The following is a 19,647-nucleotide window of genomic DNA, read 5'->3' as shown; positions in this document are numbered from 1 at the left end:
CGGACCCGGTCGGCAGGCGACGCGGCGTCCGTCCCACTGACTACGGCGGGCGCCTCGCGTGGCACTCAGGTACGACCCACGACCGACGAGTAGAGGGATTCGTGGAACCCCCGACCGCTCATACCGTCTTGATCAAGGACGGCGGCCGACCACCGCCGGGATGTTCCCGAAGACGGGCGAGACAGTGAGCGGGTGGCACGGATGACTCAGCAGGATCGGCCGAAGGAAAAGGCGTTCGCACCGGAGTACCAGGGGGCCCTGGGCTCGTTGTCGGTGAATTCCTCCCTCACCGAGGTACTGGCGAAGGGCGTCGAGGAACTGCGCTCCGCCGAACGCGCCGGGCAGCAGCGGGAGATGGCACGCTGCGGGCTCGCCGTCGCGGAGGCGTACCGGCGCCTGGGAAGGGTGGCGGAGGCCGACGCCGCCTGGAAGGCGAGCTACCGCGCGGCGCGTTCGGCGGAGGACGTCGGAGCGATGGCCTGGGCGCTGTGGAGCGGTGGCACGCTCGCCCGCCAGCGCGGCTCCCTGGCGCTGGCGTACCGGCTGCTCGGACTCGCGGCGGAGCTGGGCGAGCGAGGGGGCGACGTGGTGGTGCGGGGCTACTCGCTCGCCGGCCTCGCCGAGACGGGGCGCATCCAGGGCGACTACCAGGCCGTCGGCGAACTGCACGAACAGCTGCTCGCCGAGGCCCGCAGGCGAGGAGAGGCCAGGCACACGGTCTGGGCCCTGGAAGGCATAGCCCAGATGCACCGGAACACGGGCTCGTACGACAGGGCGCTCGCCCTCTTCGAGGAGGCGGCCGAGACCGCGGGCCGGGCCGACGACCGGCGGGGGCGGGCCTGGGCGTTGCGCGGCATAGCCGACGTCGTGTCCGTGCGGGACGGTGACTCGGAGCGCGCGCTGGCCCTGCTCGCCGAAGCCGAATCCGCCTGTCGCGAGATGAAGTTGTCCAGTGCCCTGGCGTACAACCACAAGATGCGGGGCAACGTGCACTACCGCGCGGGACAGTACCCGCAGGCACGGGACTCCTACGCGCAGGCGCTCGCGGAGTTCCAGGAGATGAACGAACCGCGGGGGACCGCGCTCTCCCGGCTGGGACTCGCGAAGGCACTGGCCAGGCTCGGCCGGAACCCGGCGGAGACGGTCGTGGAACTGGCCGAGCTCCGGCGGACCCTGGACCGGATCGGCCTGCGGCACGCGCGGGACATGGTCGACAAGGCGACGGTCGAACTGGGTGTGGGGCCGCTGCCGGACACCGGCCGCCACGTCGAGGAGGCGGTGGCGCGATGATCTCCCCCGCGACCGTGCCGGAGCCCGTGTGCGACCCCGGGTCCGTCCGGAACACCTCACCCGCCGGGAAGGCGACGTCTCCGGTCACCGCTCCGCGCACGCTCGCCCGGTGCCGTGACCTCGTACGCCCCTCCCTGTCCGCTGCGATCGCCCGGCTCCATCCGTGGCACGGCGAGATGGCGGCGTTCTCGCTCGGCTGGTGCGGGGTCGGAGGGACGCCCACCGACAGGCCGTCCGAGGGCAAGGGCGTACGCCAGGCCCTTGCCGTGCTCTGCGCCGAGGCGGTGGGCGTGCCCGGGGAGAAGGCCGTGGCGGGGGCGGTGGCCGTCGAACTGATCCACACCTTCTCGCTGATGCACGACGACATCATGGACGGGGACGAGACCCGGCGGCAGCAGGAGACCGTATGGAAGGCGTACGGCACCGGGCCGGCCGTGCTCGCCGGCGACGCGCTCTTCGCGCTCGCGGTGCAGACCCTCGCCGAGGTGCCGGGGCCGCACACTGCTGCGGCTGTGGGCCGTCTGTCCGGGACGCTGAACGGCCTCGTACGCGGTCAGGCGGAGGACCTGCTCTTCTCCGCCCGTCCCTGGACGGGTCCCGAGGCCGTCCGGACCGATGAGTACCGAGCCATGGCGGAACTCAAGACCGGCACCCTGCTCGGCTGCGCGGCCGCGCTCGGGGGCCTGCTGGGCGGGGCGCCCGCCCGCACCGTCGCCGCCCTGGACCGGGCGGGCCGTCACCTCGGGGTGGCCTTCCAGGCGATCGACGACCTGCTCGGCATCTGGGGCGACCCGGACGTGACGGGCAAGCCCGTGCACAGCGATCTGCGACAACGGAAGAAGACCTTTCCCGTGCTGGCCGCTCTTACCGAGAACAGCCCCCGCACCGGGGAGCTCGCCGCCCTTCTGCACTCCCCCGTTCCCCTCGACGAAGCGGGTGCGGTCCGCGCGGCGGCGCTCGTGGAGTCGTGCGGCGGCCGGGCCGCCACTCTGGGCGAAGCCCGCCACCACCTCGATGCCGCCCGCGCGTGCCTGCGGAGCGTGTCCCTCGCCCCGCAGGCGGCCCACGAGATCGACGTACTGATCGGGTTCCTGCTCCACCGCCGGGCCTGAGCGGTCCGGGCGCCCGCGGGGCCGGCCCCGCTCGTCGCGGGGCCGGCCCGCGTCCCCCCTGATCGCCGGGCTCTCGCACGTCGTGCCTGACACGACAGGCCTGACACGACGTGCACGGCGCCGCGTCACAGCTGGACGATCAGGCGCGGACCAGCCGGTCGGTGAAGGCGTTGCCGAAGACACCGTGCGGATCCAGGCGGTCCAGCACGCCGACCGCCTCCGTCCACTGACCCGGGCCGTACGAGGCGGGGACGGTGGTCCCGATGACCTCCTCGTCCGCCCACGCCTCCGTGCCGGTGTACGCCCAGCCCTTCGACCACTCGACACGCGTCAGGGCGTACTCCCCGTCGAAGGTGGCGAGGAGGAAGCGCTCCAGGTCCCGGTAGAACGCGTGGGCTCCGGGTGTGGTCGGCTGGGTCAGGACGTCGATCCACACGGCGCAGTCGAACTCCGGCCGGTCCGCGGGCGGTCGCACGACGGAGAGCAGGGGCGGCCGGGCACCCGACGCCGCTGACTCCTCGGGCCTGTCCAGCCCGCCCACTCGGATCTCGACCTGACCGTTGACCGGGAACTCGCCCCGTGCGGCCCGCGTCTTCAGCTGGTCGCTGTAGTAGGCCGCGAACTGCGAGATGACTCGCTGTACGTCGGCCCGCCGGGTCAGGACGGCGTAGCCGTTCGCGGTCTCCCGCAGCGTCGTGGGGCGAAGGTAGAACTGCAGGTTGTGCGCGGCGCCCCACAGATCGGTGGCCAGGGTAGTGGCCAGCCCTGTCGCGGCCACCGTGTACTGGGCGGCGCCGAAGGCCGGGGCGAGATACCAGGCGGCCTCTCCCAGCATGCGCCCGGCAAGACGGGCGACAGGTGTGGGAAGCGAGTCGCTGAACGGGTAGTTGTACGGGTGGTGCACCGCCCTCGCCGTGAGGGGCCGCTCCGGGCTGAGACTCCACACCTTCAGCCACGGCCGGTCCGTGAAGGCGAACCAGATCGCCTCCACCCGCCCGGTGCGGTCGAGGAAGTCGGCGAAGGTGTTCCCCCGGCGCGCGAGTGCGCTGCCCGGAGCCGCGAACAGTTCGTCACTGGTGAGGTCGACCCGGCTCACGCAGCGGAGCGGGGTCTCCTCGCCCGCCTGCAGGACCACCTCGGCGACGAGGCCCCGGCCGATGTGCGCGGCCAGGGCCTCGCACTCCTTGTCGGAACCCCGGTGGAAGGTGCGTACGACATAGGCGGAGCGGGCGGCGTCCCAGACGACGGCGGTGACGGACAGGACGAGGTTGCTCAGGGTGCCGTAGGTGTGGCCCGGCCTCGCGGCCTCCCCCACCGCGGGCACACTGGTGCCGTGGGCGTCGATGGCCAGTGTGCCGCCGAGCGTCAGTTCGCCGGGCGCCGGGGTGTTGGTGACACCCAGCCCGTGGCCGGCGAGGAAGGCCGTCAGCGTCTCCAGGGTCACCCCGGTCTGCGCCCGGACGGCGCCGGGAGCACCGGCGGGCGGATCCACCAGCTCCATGCGGGTCAGATGCCTGGTCGTGTCCATGAGCAGCACGCGCTGGTCGGATTCGCCGGGGCCGGTGATGGTGAGGGGCGACCAGTTGTGTGCCTTGCCGCGTGCGCGCAGCCGCCATCCGTTGCCGTGCGCCCAGTTCGCGAGGTCGGCGAGGTCCTGGCCGGTGCGGGGAGCGCAGGCCCACAGCCCGTGATGGGTGATCTCGCCGGCCCAGTTCGTGTAGGGCGTGCGGTACGCCTCCAGTCCGGAGGGCAGTTCGGGAGCGGGCGAGGGGGTGGCCGAAGGCGCTGCCGCGGCGGTCGGGGGCCCACCCGCCGCCAGCACCCCTCCGGGGACGCCGAGGGCTCCGCCGACGACGGCCGCCGCGCGCAGCACCCCACGCCTGCTGGGCGGGATCGAATGTGACGTAACGTCAGGAAAATCTGGCATGGGCACGAAGGTATGCACCTCACGCCTTCCGGCCGACGGATACTCCCGAAGGCCTGCGGGATCCTCACATACAGGTGTAGAGGGCAGCGGTCTTCGGCCTCACCGGGCGCGAGAAGGGGAGTGCCGACCGGTTCATCCGAGAACAGCGGCAATGGTGATCAGGGCCGGCACGGAGGCGACGGTGGACAGGAGTATGGATTCTCTGGCCAGTTGCTCGGCGACCCGGTACTGGCTGGCGTAGGTGTAGAGGTTCTGGGCGGCGGGCAGGGCCGAGATCACGACGACGTCGAGGAGAGCCTCTCCGCGCAGGTGGAAGACGCCCCCGCCCACGGCCAGGGCGACGAGTGGCTGGACGGTCGTCTTGAGGGCGGCGGACAGGATTATGGCGGGCCGGTTCTCCCCACGGGCGGGTATCCCGCTGCCGCGCAGGGAGATACCGAAGGCCAGCAGGACGGCGGGGACGGACATGTTGCCGATCAGGGTGAGCGGTTCGAGCGCCGGCTGCGGAACGGTCCATCCGGTGGCGGCCACGGCGACGCCCGACAGTGATCCGACGGCCATCGGGTTGCGGAGCGGCGTGGTCAGGCGCTGCCGGAGCGAGCGGGGCTCGCCCGGCCTGTTCAGGTCGAGGATGGTCAGGGCCAGCGGTGTGACGACGATCTGCTGGAAGAGGAGTACGGGGGCGACGAGCGAGGCATCGCCCAGGACGTAGACGGCGATCGGGATTCCGAGGTTGCCGGCGTTGACGTAGCTGGAACACAGCGCACCGATGGTGAGCTGTCCGGTGTCCCAGCCCCGCAGGAGCCCGATGGTGACGAAGACGGCGGCAGCGGCAGCGGTCCCTGCCGCCGTGACCAGGAGGCGCTGGGAGAAGATGACCGAGAGGTCGGCTCCCGCCAGCGTGGTGAAGAGCAGCGCGGGGGTCGCCACGTTGAAGGCGAGCCTGGTCAGAACCGTCCGGCCGTCGTCCCCCAGGTGTCCGCGACGCCCGAGGACGTAGCCGACGCCGACGACGACGGCGATCACCGCGAATCCGGTGAGAACTCCCTGCATGAAGATCCTTGCTGATGAATCGTGTGCGGCCGGCCTGCGCCTGTCCGGTGCGCAGTGGTCCGGGCCGTCGGCGGTGCCACGGAACCTGCTGCCACCCTGTGGGAACTCCGAGGTCGGCTCGCCGATGTGCCGGCCGGGGCTCAGCCTATGATCACCGCGGCGGCGGAGGTCCCGCGGGGCGGGGCACTGCCGCCGGGGTGGGCCGAGGGGCCGGGGCAGCCGGCGCCGGACGGCGGACGGACCACCGGGGTGGCCGCCCTCGTCATGATCGGCCCGGTGCTGGGCCGGTCAAGTGGTTTCGGGCACCGGGGTGAGTGAACTCCGACGCTTCCGTGGCAGGTGAGTAGCGGTAAACCGCCCCGTCGTCGCAGGAGAACCATGTCACCCCAGAGTTCCACTCCGCGCTACACCGTCCCGGGCCTCAGCACCAAGGAGGGCGGGCGGCTGATCGACGTGTTGCGCATGCGCCTGCACGCGCTCAACGACTTGGCGCTCACCCTGAAGCACATTCACTGGAACGTGACAGGGCCCCACTTCATCGCCGTGCACGAGATGCTCGACCCGCAGACCCTGGCGGTCCGCGACATGGCGGACGGCGCAGCCGAGCGCATCTCGGCCCTGGGCGGTGTACCGCAGGGAACCGCGGGCGTGCTGGTGGACGAGCGGACGTGGGACGACTACGCCGTGGGCAGGGCCGATGCCATCGCCCACCTCGGCGCACTGGACCTCGTCTACACCGGCATCATCGAGGACCACCGCAAAGCTGCGGCGAAGGCGGCCTCCGTCGACCCCGTCACCGAGGACCTGCTCATCGAGCACCTCCGGTCCCTGGAACAGTTCCAGTGGTTCGTCCGTGCCCACCTCGAGAACAGTGCCGGTGCCCTGTCCACGGCCGATGTCAGCAGTGAGAAGCAGGCTGCCCAGGCTGCGGGCCCGGCGAAGAACATCCCGGCGAAGAAGACCGCGAATGCCAGGCGTGTCGGCAAGAAGGCCGCCCCCGCCAAGCGTGCCCGCTAGCGGCGACCGCCTCGTCCCGCGGCAGCAGGCGTACTGAGCAGCAGATGTCGGGGGCTCCTCCGGGCTCGGCCATGGCGGCGAGCAACGCGGACCGGGCGACGCCGTGGCCGGGTCGTGCCGCCGGCCGAGGAGTTCCAGCTCGGTTCGGGCAGTGCAGCGTGGGGACGGGGGCGGTGCGGTGGGCGGGCGCGACCTTCGCGGCGGTGGTCCGCCACGCCGAGCCGGCGGCCCGCCGCGCCGCCGCCCGCGCTCCTAGGATGGCCGGGCTCGCCTCCCGACCGGCGAACAGGCTACCGCTTCCCCTGCCCGGAGAGGAACCACGCCATGACCGCGCCGCACGCCTTCCCCCTGGAACCCACCCCGGTCCATGTGCCCGACACGGTCCTCGACGACCTGCGCGCCCGGCTCATATCGACTCGTCCGCCGCTGGACGAGGGGAACGCGGACTGGTCCTACGGCGTCCCGGACAGCTATCTGCGTGAGCTGGTCGCCCACTGGCGGGACGGCTACGACTGGCGGAAGGCGGAAGCCGCCATCAACGCCTACGAGCACTACCAGGTGAGCGTCGGCGGCGTCCCGGTGCACTTCATGCGGAAACCCGGCCGCGGCCCCCGCCCGATCCCGTTGATCCTCACCCACGGCTGGCCGTGGACGTTCTGGCACTGGTCGAAGGTGATCGATCCGCTCGCCGACCCCGCCGCGTTCGGCGGTGACCCCGACGACGCGTTCGACGTCATCGTGCCGTCCCTGCCGGGCTTCGGCTTCCCCGGCCCGCTCACCGGTTTCCCGGACGTCAACTTCTGGAAGGTCTCCGACCTCTGGCACACCCTGATGACCGAGGCCCTGGGATACGAGAAGTACGCCGCCGGGGGCTGCGACATCGGCGGGATCGTCTCCAGCCAGCTCGGCCACAAGTACGCCGACGAGCTGTACGGCGTCCACATCGGCTCCGGGCTTCCGCTCGACTTCTTCAACGGCCCGCGTGCCTGGGACTTCGCCCGGAACCGGCCCCTCACCGACGACCAGCCGGCCGACGTCCGCGCCCGCGTCATCGAGCTGGACCACCGCTCGGCGTCCCACCTCGCCGTGCACATGCTCGACGGCGCCACCCTGGCCCACGGTCTGAGCGACTCCCCCGCAGGACTGCTGGCCTGGCTGCTGGAGCGCTGGAACGCCTGGAGCGACAACGCCGACGACATCGAGTCCGTCTTCACCAAGGACGATCTGCTCACCCACGCCACGATCTACTGGGTGAACAACTCCATCGCCACGTCGATGCGTTACTACGCCAACGCCAACCGTTACCCCTGGGTCCCCACGCACGACCGCACGCCGGTCGTGCAGGCCCCGGTCGGCCTCACCCTCGTCACGTACGAGAACCCTCCCGGCATCCACACCGCCGACGAGCGCGTCCGGGCGTTCAGGGCCGGCCCGCAGGCCGACTGGTTCAACCACGTCAACGTCAACGCCCATGACCACGGCGGCCACTTCATCCCCTGGGAGAACCCCGACGCCTGGGTGGGCGACCTGCGCCGGACCTTCCGGGGCCGCAGGCCCTGAGGGATGCTTCCCGCTCGGGGACACGGCGGAGCGGCGAAGCACGCCGCACCACCTCCGTAGGCGGGCGGAAGCAGGGCGGTGCCGATCAGAGCCACCGGGTCGGCTCTGCCACGACGTCAGATGTGCCGTGCCCCGATTCAGCCGTGAAGCAGGTCCAGCCGGTGCTGGACAGCAGCGATCGCCCCCGGTCGGCGGCCGGGAACGTGACCGCGCAGCGCGACCAGGGCCGGGCCGAGCTCCAGGGCGCGTTGCGGGTCCCGAAGTTCCTGCCACTGGTGGTGGGCACGGTCGACGGCGTCCACGACTGCGGGGTCGTCAGGGCTTTGCTGCCGTGCGAGGCGGGTGTCGGCCGCGGACATCCACAGCTCGCAGCTCCGTGCCGGTTCACCGGCGAGGCGTGCGAGGTCGGCTCGGATCTCGAGCCAGTGGATGGCCTGCTCGGAGCCGGCGCCGTGGGTGCGCAGCGCCCATCCCTCCCACATGGATGCGAGTGCCGCCGCCTCGCTGTGGTGTCCGGCCTGCGCCGCGCCGAGGATCGCGGGCAGTGGATTCTCCGGTTCCGGCGGCTGGACGAGCCGGCTCGGTGCCGGCCGGACCGGTGGTGCGGGGGCGGGGAGGGGCGTGCTGTCGATGGCCAGGTGAAGTGCGTCGTGAGCACCGTCCTTCGCCCCGGCCTGGGCGATGGCCTGCTCGTGCAGCTCGGTGAGCGGCGGATTGCTTCCGCTGCGCCAGGTGGTGGCGATGGCCTTCAGATAGTCCGGCTCCGCGACTCGGCGCCGTGGCGGCTGCGGGGCCACACGGCCGTACAGGCGTATCCCGTGCCCGATCGTGAGGCCGTCCTTACGGATGTGCTGCCAGGTGTCCGGCGTGGCGATCAGATCGGCGACGACGGTGGTGGTGCCGGGTCTGCGCGCTTTGAGCTCGCCGGCCAGCCAGTGCCAGGGGAGGGCGGAGTAGCGAAGGGTGGCGGGTGTGGTCCTGGCCAGAGCGAAGTGGACGAGGTGCTGCTTGGTGTCGAGGTGGAGCTGCCCCACGAGGAAGACGGTGAGCGGTCCGGGTGTGGTGGCCGCGGCGCGGATCCGGGTGAGGACGGTCTGCGGGTCGATCGGATCGGCCAGCTCGACGACGGTCCCGGCGGTGGTACCGGTCAGGATGCTCGGCGGGACGGCCGCAAGCGCGGGCAGGACGCTCGTCGCGTTGATGAAGCCGCTCTTGCCTGCCGGGGCAGCGGCGAGGAGCAGCGCGGTCCCGGTTACTGAGTCATCCACTGTGATCACCACATCAGCACGGTAACCCGAGCTGACGTGGCGCATTACCGGTCGGCCGGGAATGCCGGAGGGACGAGCCCCTACGCTCGTGGCCCTGCCTGCCCGGCACCCGTCCGTGCCCTCGTCGCGGCAGGGGACGCGCCCCGGTCCGGCACCGCGTCGGAGTACCGGCCGCAGACTCCTCCCGTACGGGCCACTCCCCCGGCGGCGACAAGCGTACGGCGGCGCCTCGGCCCGGCGGGGCCCCTCACGGCAGCCACCACGGCAGGGTCGCTCCCTCGCGTCAGGCCGTGTCGTGGTGTTCATGGGTGACGACGGTGATCTTTCGGTGCGCGGGGCCGGACCTCCGGTATCCCGGGCGACGCACCGGCCACCTATGCCTCGCCGGTGGCGAACAGTTCGAGGTGCCCGCACTTGGGGCAGCGGAACGCCTCGATCTGCCGCCGGGGCCGGCCCATCCGTTTGGCACCGCCGAACACCCCCCGCTCCAAGGCGCCTTCGATCCAGCGCGCGTACCCGCGCGAGTGCTCGCCCGCGTCCTCGATGAACCCCTCCATCAGACCGACGGTGCCGCAATGGGTGCACGTGTAGTTGTTCATCCCGCGAGTGTAGGAAACGGGCGGCCGGACGGTCCCCCCAGCCGTCTCTTGCCGACCGCCCGACACCGTCGGGCCGGGCGGAGTGCGGGACCGGGCAGGGCGAGGAGGAGACCGGTGCGCGGCGCGCGGGACATCGGCGGAGATCATCCGTAGAGCGATCGGGCTCCCGGGCTGTCGCCCTTGAACCGTTGCCCCATGACGATCTCCTCGCCCACCACCGACCAGACGGTCTCGTCGTCCCTGAAGGGGAACGGGTCGATGCCGCCCGTCTCCTGACGGACACGTTCGACCTCGCGGTCCAGGCGCTCGAAGTCGGCTTCCTCGTCGGCGTCGTCGCCGCTGAAGGTGAACTCGTCGAGCAGGCGCTGGAACCGGAGGGTGACCTGCACGAGGGAGGAGACGTCCGCGTGGAGTTCCTGCACGGTCGCCTCGTCGGCGTCGAAGACGTGCACCCTGCCGGAACCGGGGTCGAGGGCGAGGTGGGCGTCGAGCAGCCGGCCGATGACGGGCCATCGACCCGCGTCGTCCGAGGCGCTCTCGAAGTCCTCGACGCGGACGACGTCCCGGACGAGGGCCGGCCGACCGGAGTCCTCGTCGGGCTCACGCAGCCACAGCGTCCCGGTGGGGACGCCGACGGTTTGCAGGAGGCGGACGCCCTCGGTGTCCGCTGCGAAGGGCGGGAAGGACGTGGCGGGCAGGGTCGCGAGCCGGTCCTCGCCGAAGATGTCGACGAGTTGGCTGCGGGTGACGTCGAACAGCACTGCTGGAACTCCGGACTCGGCGGCGGCAGGGGCGCCGTGGGACGATTGCGGACGGGTGCGGTGGCGCCGGCGGCCAGTGGATCGAGGCGTTCACGGCGGCCCCCGCTTCACGCACACCCGACGGGGTCGTCCGCCTTGAGGAAGACGGCGGTGCTGTCGCGGGCCACGGCGAGGTCTGCGCCTGCGGGTCTGCCGGCCGTCGGGCGCAGGAGCCCGCACAGGGCCCGTCACTCTCCTTCGGCACGTCCCTGCCGCCGAGAGGGCCAGGTCAGGCCGGCTGCCACAGCTCGACCCGACTGCCCTCAGGATCGGTGACCCAGCCGAAACGGCCGACACCCTCCATGTCCTGCGTCTCCTCCGCCACGTCCGCTCCCTCGGCTCGCAACTGGGCGAGCATCGCGTCCAGGTCGCGGACCCGGAAGTTGAGCATGGTCCGCTGCGCGCGGGACCCGAAGTAGTCGGTCCCGGACTCGAACGCCGCAAACACCGTCGGCCCGGCATCCTGACGCCAGAGGCCGTGCTCATCCGCGTCCAGACCCAGACAATCGCGGTACCACGCGCTCAGGGCCGCCGGATCGGAAGCCCGCATGAAGTACCCACCGATTCCAAGCACACGTTCCATGCCCCGATCTTGTCAGAACCCCGATCGGCGGGCCGGCATCACGCTGTCGCCCGCTTCGAGCGGTTCCGGCCCGGCCTCTGGAGCCCATGGGAGCTACGCGCTCACGTCGCGGGACGGGAGTGCACGCTGACGGCATAGCCGCAGCCGTGCTCATAGGGGTCGCCGTTCCAGGTGGCGTACCGCTGTCGCAGGGTCACACCGGCTTGCGTACACCACTCGTCGAACTCCTCGAGGGTCACCGGCGGCTTCTGCAACGGCAGATGTGCCGCGTCCAGCCCCATGCCCGTGACCAGCAGACCGCCGGTGCGCAGTGCGGCGGCCAACTGCCGGACGACGGTCGATTCGGTGCCGGGGGCCAGCAGGGGGATGACGTTCCCGGCGGCGAGCACCAGGTCGAAGTCCGGGCTCAGGCCGAGGTCGTCGAGACGGGCCAGGTCGCCGAGGAGCCACTCCTGCGCGGGGGCGTCGCGGCGGGCGACGGCGAGCATCGAGGAGTCGACGTCCACACCCGTGCACCGGTGACCCAGCTCGGCGAGCCGGATCGCGACCCGGCCGGTGCCGCAGCCGGCGTCGAGCACCCGGGCCGCGGGCTTCAGCAGTGCGGTGCAGAAGGCGGCCTCTCCGTGGATGTCCTGACCTGATTCGGCCAGCCGCGCAAAGCGCTGTGCGTATTCCTCTCCAGCTTTTCCGCCGGTCAGTTCCGCCCAGCGGTCGGGTTGCCCAGTCATGTTCCGCATGCCTTCCGGTCAGTCTCGCCCCGCAGGGGCGAGGACGTTGCCCTCACGCTCCACGATCGCAGACGCGGGCCCGGCGGCCCGCACGACGGTACGCGCGGCGGGGCGGCGGTGCCGGCCGGGCACCGACGGCTCCCCGGGAGCCGGTGGAGCAGGGCGGCGGAGCACGTGGTTCCGTTCGTCTTGGCCAGCGCTCTCAGCTGGGCGACGTCATGTGAAGTAGGCCGTCGGATCCAGGGAGTTGAGCGCGACCCAGCGCTGTGCCGTCGCTTCGGCGGACGCCGGGCCACCGCCCGCCGGAGCCCGGAAGAAGCCCTGCACGTCCAGAGCGATGCGGGGATCGTCGTCGATGCGCCGCGCCATGTCGTAGTAGACGGACAGCTCATGGACGCACCGCGGGGTGGCGGCCGGGCAGGTGCAGTCGACGCTGTCGAGGGCCGGCGCGGGCCGATGGCCCGCGTCGGCGATCGCGCGGTACAGGTCGTCGGTGAGCAGGGGCTGGATGCCGCTCAGCCGGCGGGAGACCTCGGCCGTCACCCCCGGGGCCATCGCCGCGACCTCGATCGTGACCACCGAGGTGCCGCGGCCCCGGTGCACGACGGCACGCACGGTCCGGTCGTCGAACGTGATCTGGACCTTCCCGTCACGTGCCGTGCGGCGTGCGCTCGGCAGCTGGGGATCAGGACGGGTCTGGCGCAACGACTCGGCGAACCGGACCCAGTCCTTGCCCCACTTGGTGTACCCGTAGTCGTGGTCGGCCATGGTCAGTTGACCCGCTTCCGGCGCAGGACCTCGATGAGACGGTCGTCGTCCAGTCCGGTCAGCTCGGCGACGCCGGGCCTGTCGGTGATGTCCGACAGCGCGGACTTGCGGTCGTGCATGGCCGCGATGTGCTCCTCGACGGTGGTTCCGGTGGTCAGGGTGGTGACGGTGACCGTGCGGGTCTGACCGATCCGGTGGACCCGGTCGGACGCCTGGGCCTCCACGGCAGGGTTCCACCACCGGTCGAAGTGGATGACGTCGGCCGCGCGTGTGAGCGTGAGCCCGGTGCCCCCTGCTTTCAGGCTGAGGACGAGCACGGCCGGCCCGTCGGCGGACTGGAACCAACGGACGATGCCGGCCCGCTGCTCCTCGTTCAGGCCACCGTGGAAGAACGGCGCACGCACCCCGAACTGTTCGGCGAAGTGCCGGACCAGCAGCTCACCGGTCTGCCGGTACTGGGTGAAGACGAGGGTCGGAGAGCCGGTCTCCACGTTGTTGGCCACGATGTCGGCGCACAGGTCGAGCTTGCCCGACCTGCCCGACAGCTCACCGAGGTCGTCCGTGATCAGGCCCGGATGGTTGCAGACCTGCTTGAGCGACGTCAGGACCGCGAGCACCTTGGTCTGCCGCTGGGCGCCGCTGCCGAAGCCGTCATCGACGACCTGGTCCAGCAGCCGGTCGTACAGCTGCTCCTGCTCATCGCTGAGGTCGCAGATGAGATCGGCGTGGATCTTGGGAGGGAGAGATCCCGCGACCTGGGACTTCTTCCGCGTCAGCACGACCGGCTCGATGGCCCCGCGCAACCGGGCGGAAGCGGCCTGGGAGCCGTCCGCGATCGGCCGCACGAAGCGACGGCGGAACTGCGTCCGGTTCGCGAACAGGTGCGGTGCGACCAGATTGAGCAGGGCCCACAGCTCGTCGAGGCGATTCTCGACGGGCGTCCCGGTCAAGGCGATCCGCGCGTCGGCCGCGATGGTGCGCGCGGCCTTCGACACCTGCGTCCGGGGGTTCTTCAGGACCTGTGCCTCGTCGAAGACCGCGGTGCTCCACCGGATCCCCGCCAGGGCCGGGCTGTGCATGCGCAGCGTGGGGTAGCCGGTGAGCACCACCGTGCCGCTGGCCACCTGGGGCAGCGGACCGCCGCGCCAGATCGCGGTCCGCAGCCCGGGGGCGAACCGCGCGATCTCGTGCGCCCAGTTCCCCACCAACGACGTGGGGCAGACCACCAGTTGCGGCGCCCTCTCGGCGCGTCCGGCGACACAGCCGATGGTCTGCAGGGTCTTGCCGAGCCCCATCTCGTCGGCCAGCACCGCGCCACCGTGCGTCTCGATGGTCTCGCGCAGCCAGCTCACCCCGCGCACCTGGTAGGGCCGGAGCTCGGCGGTGAGCGCCGCGCGCATCTCTGCCCCCACCGAGGTGGTACGGCGGAAGACGCCGCCCGCGTGCTCCGCCGTCGTCACGGCGACTCCCGTGGCGTCGGGCACCGCGTGCGCGGCGATCGACAGAGGTGCAGCGCCGTCCGCGATCCACGACCGCCAGTCCCTCACCGACCGGCCGGGCGAGTCGAGGGGCGCGGCCACGAGCCGGTCCGGCTCGATCAGGACGCAGTCGACGTCGGACACCTTGAGCCCGCCGAGGTCCGCCGTCGGCACGACCAGGGGAACGGTCTCGACGTCGCCCAGCGGCGGGGCCGCCCCCACGGCGCCGTCGGCCCAGGTCCACAGGGCGAACATGTGCCGGTCGGGCAGGTACGTGGCCTGGCTGTCCGACCGCACCTCGGGGAGTTCCTGTCCGTTTCCCATGCGTCAGCGGGCTCCCAGGTCGTCGCCCACGCGGACGGGCCGGGCATCGGCACCGGCACGGGGGGCCGCCTGGTCCGTGGTCGGGTCGGTTTCCCGCGTGGGCTCCGGCTCGCCCCCGGCGGTCGCGGGCCCGCGGACCGCGCGCAGGGCCAGCAGGAGTACAGCCGCACCGAGGAGCGCGATGAGCATGAGCCAGATCGCACCGACGTGCATGGCGTGGACGAACGCGTCATCGGCGGCGTTCCCGAGCGCGGGCAGGTGGGACGTGGTGGCGACGTGCCGGGCCTGTTCGGCGGAGACGAGCGCCTCGTCCCGCACCGGTCCGGGGACACCGTGCAGCGAGGGTTCGATCGCGCGCCGGTACACGATCGACATGATCGTGCCGCCGACGGCGATCCCGATCACGCTGCCGGTCTGGCGCACGGTGTTGGTGACGGCCGACCCGGCGCCGGCGCGTTCCAACGGCAGGGTGCTGATCAGCGCCGCGGTCACCGGCCCGAGCACCATGCCGACGGAGAGGCCTTGGACCAGAAGCAGGACCTCGATCCGGACGAGGGGAGTCCTCAGCCCGAAGAACCCGTACGCGCCCATGGTCAGCGCCGCGACGGTGAGGGCCGGCACGGTGACGAGCCGCAGCGACCAGCGGTGCACCAGGCGCGCGCCCACGGGTGCCCCCAGGATCGCGCCGAACGCGGTCGGGAGGCCGGCCAGGCCCGCCTCGATCGGCGAGAATCCGCGGGCGCCCTGCAGGTAGAAGGCGTTGTAGAAGGTGATGGCGGACACGGTGAACAGCAGCAGTCCGAGGGCTGCGTTGCCGCCACCGAACGCGCGCTGGGCGAGAAGCCGGGGGTCGAAGCTCGGCATCTTGCTGCGCAGTTCGACGCGGACGAACGCGGCCAGCAGGATCAGTCCGACGACGATCGGCGCCCAGACGTCCGTACGGCCCCAGGCCGCCACCTGCCCCGTGCGGATCAGTCCGTAGGCGAGCGCCGCGAGGCCGCTGACCGACAGCAGCATTCCGGCCGGGTCCAGCGGTCGCACCACGGGGCTGCGGAAGTTCGGGACGAGCAGGACGATGCCGATGAGCGCGAGGACGACGACCGGGACGTTGACGAGGAAGACCGAGCCCCACCAGAAGTGATCGAGCAGCACGCCGGCGAGCACCGGGCCCACGGCCATGCCGACGCCGGCGGAGGTCGAGGAGATGGCGATCGCGGTCGACCGCGCCGGGCCGGTGAAGGTCCACATGAGGATGGCCAGGTTGCCGGGCAGGATCAGCGCGCTGCCGACACCCATCGCGGCCCGTGCGGCGATCAGCTGCCCCGCGTCGCCCGCGAACGCCGCCCACACCGAGGACGCGGCGAAGACCACCAGGCCCGTCACGAGCACGGTCCGGTGACCGAACCGGTCGCCCAGCGCGCCCGCGGTGAACATCAGGGTGGCGAAGGCCAGCGTGTACGAGCCGGTGGCCCACTGCAGTTCGGCCGGGCCGGCGTTCAGCCCGCGGACCGGGTCCGCGAGGGTCTCCAGGGTGGTGCTCAGGACGGTGTTGTCCAGCCAGATGAGCAGTGAGGACACCATGAGAACAGCAAGAATCAACTGCTGCCTGGACTTCGGCAACGTGGATGCAGTCATGAATACCTTTGGGTGCGGTCCGGAAAACCTGACCAGCGGAATGTAAGCAACAATCAGGCGGGTGTCAATTCCCTGACGGGGAATAACAGTTGACGATTCTTCGGCGCACCGAGGGCATGCCGACCGGCTTTCTGTCAATTATTGAAGATGTGACCGGGAAGGCGATTCAGTACGCCGCCGAGGGCATGCCGCCAGCGCTCTGTCAATTGCTGAACCCGATGTTTGACTTGGCGAGAATTCCGTGCCCCGCCCCACGTTCTGCCCACGTGTCCCGCCCCGTGCCGGGAGCGGCGGCCCAACCGGACGGCGGCCCCGCACGAGCTTCCCCTGCAGCCCGCCGATTCAGCGGGCCGCACATTCTTCCCCGCACATCTTCCGAATAGGGGGATCGAAATTCACCCGGATCGGGACCAGGGCGCCGCACAGGCCGTCTGCGGGACTCAGCCGGGACGCTGACAAAAGGTTCTGCCCGTGCAGGCCCTCCTATGAGAACCGAAATGCCGGGACCGTCCACGACCCCCCGGAACCAGCCGCCCATCAGCAGATCTTTACGAACCCACCGCCTGCTCAATAACGTGGCGGCATGCTACCTGCCGTGGACACGGATGAGCAGTGGGACGAAGTCGTCCCCGACGACGAGGCACTCCGCCCCGGCGTAGAGCATCTCTGCGCCCGGCTCGGTTTCGCCGATGTCCGAGCTGTTCGGTACCCCGACGGATCGGAGCCGGTCTACGCGCTCGGCGACCGCCACGTCCTCAAGCTCTTTCCCCGCTTGTGGGTGCAGGACGCCCTCACGGAAGTCCGGGTCCTGGAGTACCTCCAAGGGCGTCTGCCCATCCCGGTACCCGAGTTGCTGGAATCCGGGGAGTGCGAGAACGGGTGGCGCTACGTCCTGATGTCACAACTCCCCGGAGAGGGCCTCGCGAAGGCCTGGCCGCGGCTTCCGGAAGCCGACCGGGACCGCATCGTCACCGAGGTCGGGGAGGCCCTGTCCGTCCTGCACTCGCTCGACCCCGCGCCCCTGACCGATGTTCTGGGACCCGAGGACTGGGGCGCCGCCCTGGCGGGTCGCCGCGCCCGAGCCGTCGAGCGGCAACGCGAACGCGGACTGCCGGCGGAGTGGCTGGAGCAGATTCCCGGCTTCCTGGACTCGGTCACGCTCACCACGGACCGGCCGCGCTCCCTGCTGCACACCGAGGTGATGCGCCAGCACCTGATCGTCGATCCCGGCAGCCGACGGCTGACCGGACTCATCGACTTCGAACCGGCCATGATCGGGGACCGCGCCTACGACTTCGTCGGCATCGGCCTGTACGTCTCCTGCGGCGACCCACGCCTTCTGGGACGGATCATGAAGGCGTACGGGCAGGAATTCGACCCCCGCGAGCTTCTCGCTCACACACTGCTGCACGTCTACAGCAACCTGCCGCGGTACTTGCGGGACCTCCCCGAGCCGCCCGAACCCACCCTCGACTCGCTCGCCGAGACATGGTTCGGCACCGGGCGAGCCTGAAGCGTGGCCCCGCCGGGAACCGGCGGGCCTCACCACCGTGCCCCTCCCCTGCCGTACAGGGAGAGGGGCACGGTGGCGGCCCGTCGCCGGCCTGGGGAGCCCGTCCGCAGCGGCCGGCTCCGGCTCAGGGGTCGAGCCTCCCGGCGTGGGGGTGCTCAAGTGGTCTGCCGTGGCCGGGATCGGAGACGCCGGCGTCGGGGGCGAAGCCCTCGGTGAAGTAGTCGGCGTCCTTGGGACGTGTACGCGCGGACAGGGCGCGGGGGGCGGGTTCGAGGTGCGGGATGTGCTTGGAGCAGTGCACATAGGCCTCGTGGACGCCGATCAGCGTCCACAGCACCGGCCTTCGTCCGGGGGCGGTGTCTGCCGGTATCCAGGGGTGGGCGGCACGGAGGTCGTGATCAGCGACGAGCCTGACGGAACCGTTGACGTGCAGTCCGATGTGGTCCTGGGTGAAGTCCATGAAGAGCAGTCCGATGTGCGGGTTCTCGGTGATGTTGCCCGCACTGGCGAGGACGCCGTTGCCCCGGTACTCGGGGTAGGCCACGGTCCGGTCGTCCAGGACGACGACGAAGCCGGGGGGACCCGCGCGGAACGTGGCGTCACACTGCCCGCGGGCGTCGGCGGTGGAGAGGAACACCATGGACTGGCGGTGGATGAAGTCCCGCATCGCCGCGGTGAGGTACGCGTGGACCTGCCGGTCGTAGAAGGCGTCGGCTCGCTCCCGTGTGCCGAGGTGGGCCTGCAACCGGAGCTCTCCCTGCGAGGGGGTGGCGGGGTGCGTCACGGCAGGTCGCTCTCCAGACTGGGTCGGGGCGGGGTGAGGGGTGCGGTGAGGACGGGGGTGTCGATCGGGTCGTGGTGGATGTGGGCCCGTGGTGTGCCCTGGCGCAGGAGGGTGTCAACGGCTGTGGTGACCATGACGGGCGGGCCGCACAGGAAGGCCTCGTGCCGGTCCCAGGGGCCGAATTCGCGCAGGACCTGTGGGAGCGTGCCCCGCTGGCCGGGAATCTCCTGGTGGGAGACGGACGCGCGAACCGTCAGCCAGTGGTGGCGCTGGGCCATACGCAGCATGTCGTCGAGACCGTAGAGCTCCTCTGCGGTGCGCGCTCCGACGAACAGGTCGACGTAGCGGCGCATGCCGTGGACGGCCGCTTCCTCCAGCAGGGCACGGATCGGTGCGAGGCCGGTACCGCCCGCCACACACACCAGATCGCGGTCACCTGCCGAACCGAGCGTCATGTCACCCTGCGGTGGCCCCAGTCGCACCGTGTGACCCGGCGCTCCGTGGTACACCAGCGCACTGCTCACCGGCCCGTCGGGAACAGCCCGCACATGAAAGGTGAGCGTGCCGTCCGAACGCGGCGGGTGCGACGGGGAGTAGTGGCGCCAGGCGCGGGGATGCCAGGGGGTCTCCATGCTCACGTACTGTCCGGCCACGAAGGGGTAGGGCAGGTCGGGGCGCACGGTGATCTCGGCGATTCCGTGTCCTCGGTACGCATGGTCGATGATCTGCGCCTCCCAGGTGGCCGGGCGCAAGCGCATGTCATCAGCCGCGGCCGCGATCATCACGTGGGAGGCGAGGGTGTACGAACGGGTCCAGGCGGCCGCGAGCTCGTCGTTCCAGGCCGGGCCCGCATAGCGGGCCACGGCGGCCAGCAGGCACTCCCCCACCGCCGGATAGTGGGCGTCCAGGGTCCCGAACTTGCGGTGGTCGCGTCCCAGCCGGGAGCAGAACTTCACAAGGTTGTCGACGTCGTCGACGAGGTCGATGATGCGCAGCAGGCCGCGCAGCAGCCGGTCACGCTGCACGTCCATGTTGGCGGGGAACAGGCTCCGGACCTCGGGATAGCGGGCGAAGAGGATGGCGTAGAAGTACACCGTCAGCTCCGTGGCCTGCGGCGCGACCGCCGCCACGCTGGAGCGCACCAGGGAGATCTCGCGGCCCGTGGGCGGTATCGGCATCATCTATGGCCACCGTCCGACGGGAGACGG

At 71.3% G+C, this 19,647-nt stretch carries 17 protein-coding genes; 5 read left to right on the top strand and 12 right to left on the bottom strand.

The genetic code is table 11. The features are described from left to right. The first annotated feature begins 201 nt into the window (after positions 1 to 201). On the top strand, positions 202 to 1,290 hold the full coding sequence (locus ACFUNE_RS09845; RefSeq protein ID WP_383564556.1) for a tetratricopeptide repeat protein: 1,089 nt from the start codon (positions 202 to 204) through the stop codon (positions 1,288 to 1,290). After that, positions 1,287 to 2,402, top strand: coding sequence for a polyprenyl synthetase family protein (locus ACFUNE_RS09840; RefSeq protein WP_383564554.1), 1,116 nt, complete (start codon positions 1,287 to 1,289; stop codon positions 2,400 to 2,402). Before ACFUNE_RS09845 ends, ACFUNE_RS09840 begins: the two co-directional genes overlap by 4 nt. A 139-nt stretch (positions 2,403 to 2,541) precedes the next feature. Here the strand turns inward: ACFUNE_RS09840 and ACFUNE_RS09835 are convergent, their stop codons facing one another. Continuing rightward, on the bottom strand, positions 2,542 to 4,329 hold the full coding sequence (locus ACFUNE_RS09835; protein ID WP_383564552.1) for a cholesterol oxidase substrate-binding domain-containing protein: 1,788 nt from the start codon (positions 4,327 to 4,329) through the stop codon (positions 2,542 to 2,544). Positions 4,330 to 4,461: 132 nt separating this feature from the next. Further along, positions 4,462 to 5,382 (bottom strand): AEC family transporter, encoded by a 921-nt coding sequence (locus ACFUNE_RS09830; protein WP_383564550.1) that lies wholly within the window; start codon positions 5,380 to 5,382, stop codon positions 4,462 to 4,464. A gap of 378 nt (positions 5,383 to 5,760) precedes the next feature. On the opposite strand from ACFUNE_RS09830, the gene ACFUNE_RS09825 reads away from it, so the two are divergent. Then, on the top strand, positions 5,761 to 6,399 hold the full coding sequence (locus ACFUNE_RS09825) for a Dps family protein (RefSeq protein WP_383564548.1): 639 nt from the start codon (positions 5,761 to 5,763) through the stop codon (positions 6,397 to 6,399). A 324-nt stretch (positions 6,400 to 6,723) separates the two neighbouring features. Beyond that, positions 6,724 to 7,959: an epoxide hydrolase family protein gene (locus ACFUNE_RS09820; RefSeq protein WP_383564546.1), complete on the top strand. Its 1,236-nt coding sequence runs from the start codon at positions 6,724 to 6,726 to the stop codon at positions 7,957 to 7,959. 137 nt (positions 7,960 to 8,096) lie between these two features. Here the strand turns inward: ACFUNE_RS09820 and ACFUNE_RS09815 are convergent, their stop codons facing one another. The 8 genes from ACFUNE_RS09815 to ACFUNE_RS09780 form a co-directional block, all read right to left on the bottom strand. After that, entirely contained in the window at positions 8,097 to 9,227 is a 1,131-nt protein-coding gene (locus tag ACFUNE_RS09815) for a hypothetical protein (protein ID WP_383564544.1), read from the bottom strand. Positions 9,228 to 9,601: 374 nt separating this feature from the next. Next, positions 9,602 to 9,826 (bottom strand): hypothetical protein, encoded by a 225-nt coding sequence (locus ACFUNE_RS09810; RefSeq protein ID WP_383564542.1) that lies wholly within the window; start codon positions 9,824 to 9,826, stop codon positions 9,602 to 9,604. Positions 9,827 to 9,969: 143 nt separating this feature from the next. After that, on the bottom strand, positions 9,970 to 10,587 hold the full coding sequence (locus tag ACFUNE_RS09805; RefSeq protein ID WP_383564540.1) for an SUKH-4 family immunity protein: 618 nt from the start codon (positions 10,585 to 10,587) through the stop codon (positions 9,970 to 9,972). 268 nt (positions 10,588 to 10,855) lie between these two features. Continuing rightward, the gene (locus ACFUNE_RS09800; RefSeq protein WP_383564538.1) at positions 10,856 to 11,209 is read right to left on the bottom strand and encodes a VOC family protein; all 354 of its coding nucleotides are present in this window, start codon (positions 11,207 to 11,209) and stop codon (positions 10,856 to 10,858) included. A 101-nt stretch (positions 11,210 to 11,310) separates the two neighbouring features. Then, entirely contained in the window at positions 11,311 to 11,937 is a 627-nt protein-coding gene (locus tag ACFUNE_RS09795; protein WP_383564536.1) for a class I SAM-dependent methyltransferase, read from the bottom strand. Positions 11,938 to 12,153: 216 nt separating this feature from the next. Next, on the bottom strand, positions 12,154 to 12,705 hold the full coding sequence (locus ACFUNE_RS09790) for a hypothetical protein (RefSeq protein ID WP_383564534.1): 552 nt from the start codon (positions 12,703 to 12,705) through the stop codon (positions 12,154 to 12,156). A gap of 2 nt (positions 12,706 to 12,707) precedes the next feature. Then, on the bottom strand, positions 12,708 to 14,507 hold the full coding sequence (locus tag ACFUNE_RS09785; protein WP_383564532.1) for a DEAD/DEAH box helicase: 1,800 nt from the start codon (positions 14,505 to 14,507) through the stop codon (positions 12,708 to 12,710). Between the two features lie 3 nt (positions 14,508 to 14,510). Next, on the bottom strand, positions 14,511 to 16,142 hold the full coding sequence (locus tag ACFUNE_RS09780; protein ID WP_383564530.1) for an MFS transporter: 1,632 nt from the start codon (positions 16,140 to 16,142) through the stop codon (positions 14,511 to 14,513). A gap of 583 nt (positions 16,143 to 16,725) precedes the next feature. On the opposite strand from ACFUNE_RS09780, the gene ACFUNE_RS09775 reads away from it, so the two are divergent. Continuing rightward, on the top strand, positions 16,726 to 17,655 hold the full coding sequence (locus ACFUNE_RS09775; protein ID WP_383564528.1) for an aminoglycoside phosphotransferase family protein: 930 nt from the start codon (positions 16,726 to 16,728) through the stop codon (positions 17,653 to 17,655). Between the two features lie 124 nt (positions 17,656 to 17,779). Here the strand turns inward: ACFUNE_RS09775 and ACFUNE_RS09770 are convergent, their stop codons facing one another. Beyond that, on the bottom strand, positions 17,780 to 18,439 hold the full coding sequence (locus ACFUNE_RS09770; RefSeq protein WP_383564526.1) for a pyridoxamine 5'-phosphate oxidase family protein: 660 nt from the start codon (positions 18,437 to 18,439) through the stop codon (positions 17,780 to 17,782). Further along, positions 18,436 to 19,620 (bottom strand): globin domain-containing protein, encoded by a 1,185-nt coding sequence (locus ACFUNE_RS09765; RefSeq protein ID WP_383564524.1) that lies wholly within the window; start codon positions 19,618 to 19,620, stop codon positions 18,436 to 18,438. The genes ACFUNE_RS09770 and ACFUNE_RS09765 overlap by 4 nt, the downstream gene beginning before the upstream one ends. Positions 19,621 to 19,647: the final 27 nt, after the last annotated feature.

Origin of the sequence: Streptomyces sp. NPDC057287 (assembly GCF_042667905.1) — a bacterium.
Classification (GTDB): Bacteria; Actinomycetota; Actinomycetes; order Streptomycetales; family Streptomycetaceae; genus Streptomyces.
This window is presented reverse-complemented; position numbering and strand designations above follow the sequence as displayed.

Excerpts from the sequence above, each read along its gene's own strand:
- ACFUNE_RS09845 (WP_383564556.1), top strand. The coding sequence starts at position 202 with ATGACTCAGCAGGATCGGCCGAAGGAAAAGGCGTTCGCACCGGAGTAC.
- ACFUNE_RS09840 (WP_383564554.1), top strand. The coding sequence starts at position 1,287 with ATGATCTCCCCCGCGACCGTGCCGGAGCCCGTGTGCGACCCCGGGTCC.
- ACFUNE_RS09835 (WP_383564552.1), bottom strand. The coding sequence starts at position 4,329 with ATGCCAGATTTTCCTGACGTTACGTCACATTCGATCCCGCCCAGCAGG.
- ACFUNE_RS09830 (WP_383564550.1), bottom strand. The coding sequence starts at position 5,382 with ATGCAGGGAGTTCTCACCGGATTCGCGGTGATCGCCGTCGTCGTCGGC.
- ACFUNE_RS09825 (WP_383564548.1), top strand. The coding sequence starts at position 5,761 with ATGTCACCCCAGAGTTCCACTCCGCGCTACACCGTCCCGGGCCTCAGC.
- ACFUNE_RS09820 (WP_383564546.1), top strand. The coding sequence starts at position 6,724 with ATGACCGCGCCGCACGCCTTCCCCCTGGAACCCACCCCGGTCCATGTG.
- ACFUNE_RS09810 (WP_383564542.1), bottom strand. The coding sequence starts at position 9,826 with ATGAACAACTACACGTGCACCCATTGCGGCACCGTCGGTCTGATGGAG.
- ACFUNE_RS09800 (WP_383564538.1), bottom strand. The coding sequence starts at position 11,209 with ATGGAACGTGTGCTTGGAATCGGTGGGTACTTCATGCGGGCTTCCGAT.
- ACFUNE_RS09795 (WP_383564536.1), bottom strand. The coding sequence starts at position 11,937 with ATGACTGGGCAACCCGACCGCTGGGCGGAACTGACCGGCGGAAAAGCT.
- ACFUNE_RS09790 (WP_383564534.1), bottom strand. The coding sequence starts at position 12,705 with ATGGCCGACCACGACTACGGGTACACCAAGTGGGGCAAGGACTGGGTC.
- ACFUNE_RS09785 (WP_383564532.1), bottom strand. The coding sequence starts at position 14,507 with ATGGGAAACGGACAGGAACTCCCCGAGGTGCGGTCGGACAGCCAGGCC.
- ACFUNE_RS09780 (WP_383564530.1), bottom strand. The coding sequence starts at position 16,142 with ATGACTGCATCCACGTTGCCGAAGTCCAGGCAGCAGTTGATTCTTGCT.
- ACFUNE_RS09775 (WP_383564528.1), top strand. The coding sequence starts at position 16,726 with ATGCTACCTGCCGTGGACACGGATGAGCAGTGGGACGAAGTCGTCCCC.
- ACFUNE_RS09765 (WP_383564524.1), bottom strand. The coding sequence starts at position 19,620 with ATGATGCCGATACCGCCCACGGGCCGCGAGATCTCCCTGGTGCGCTCC.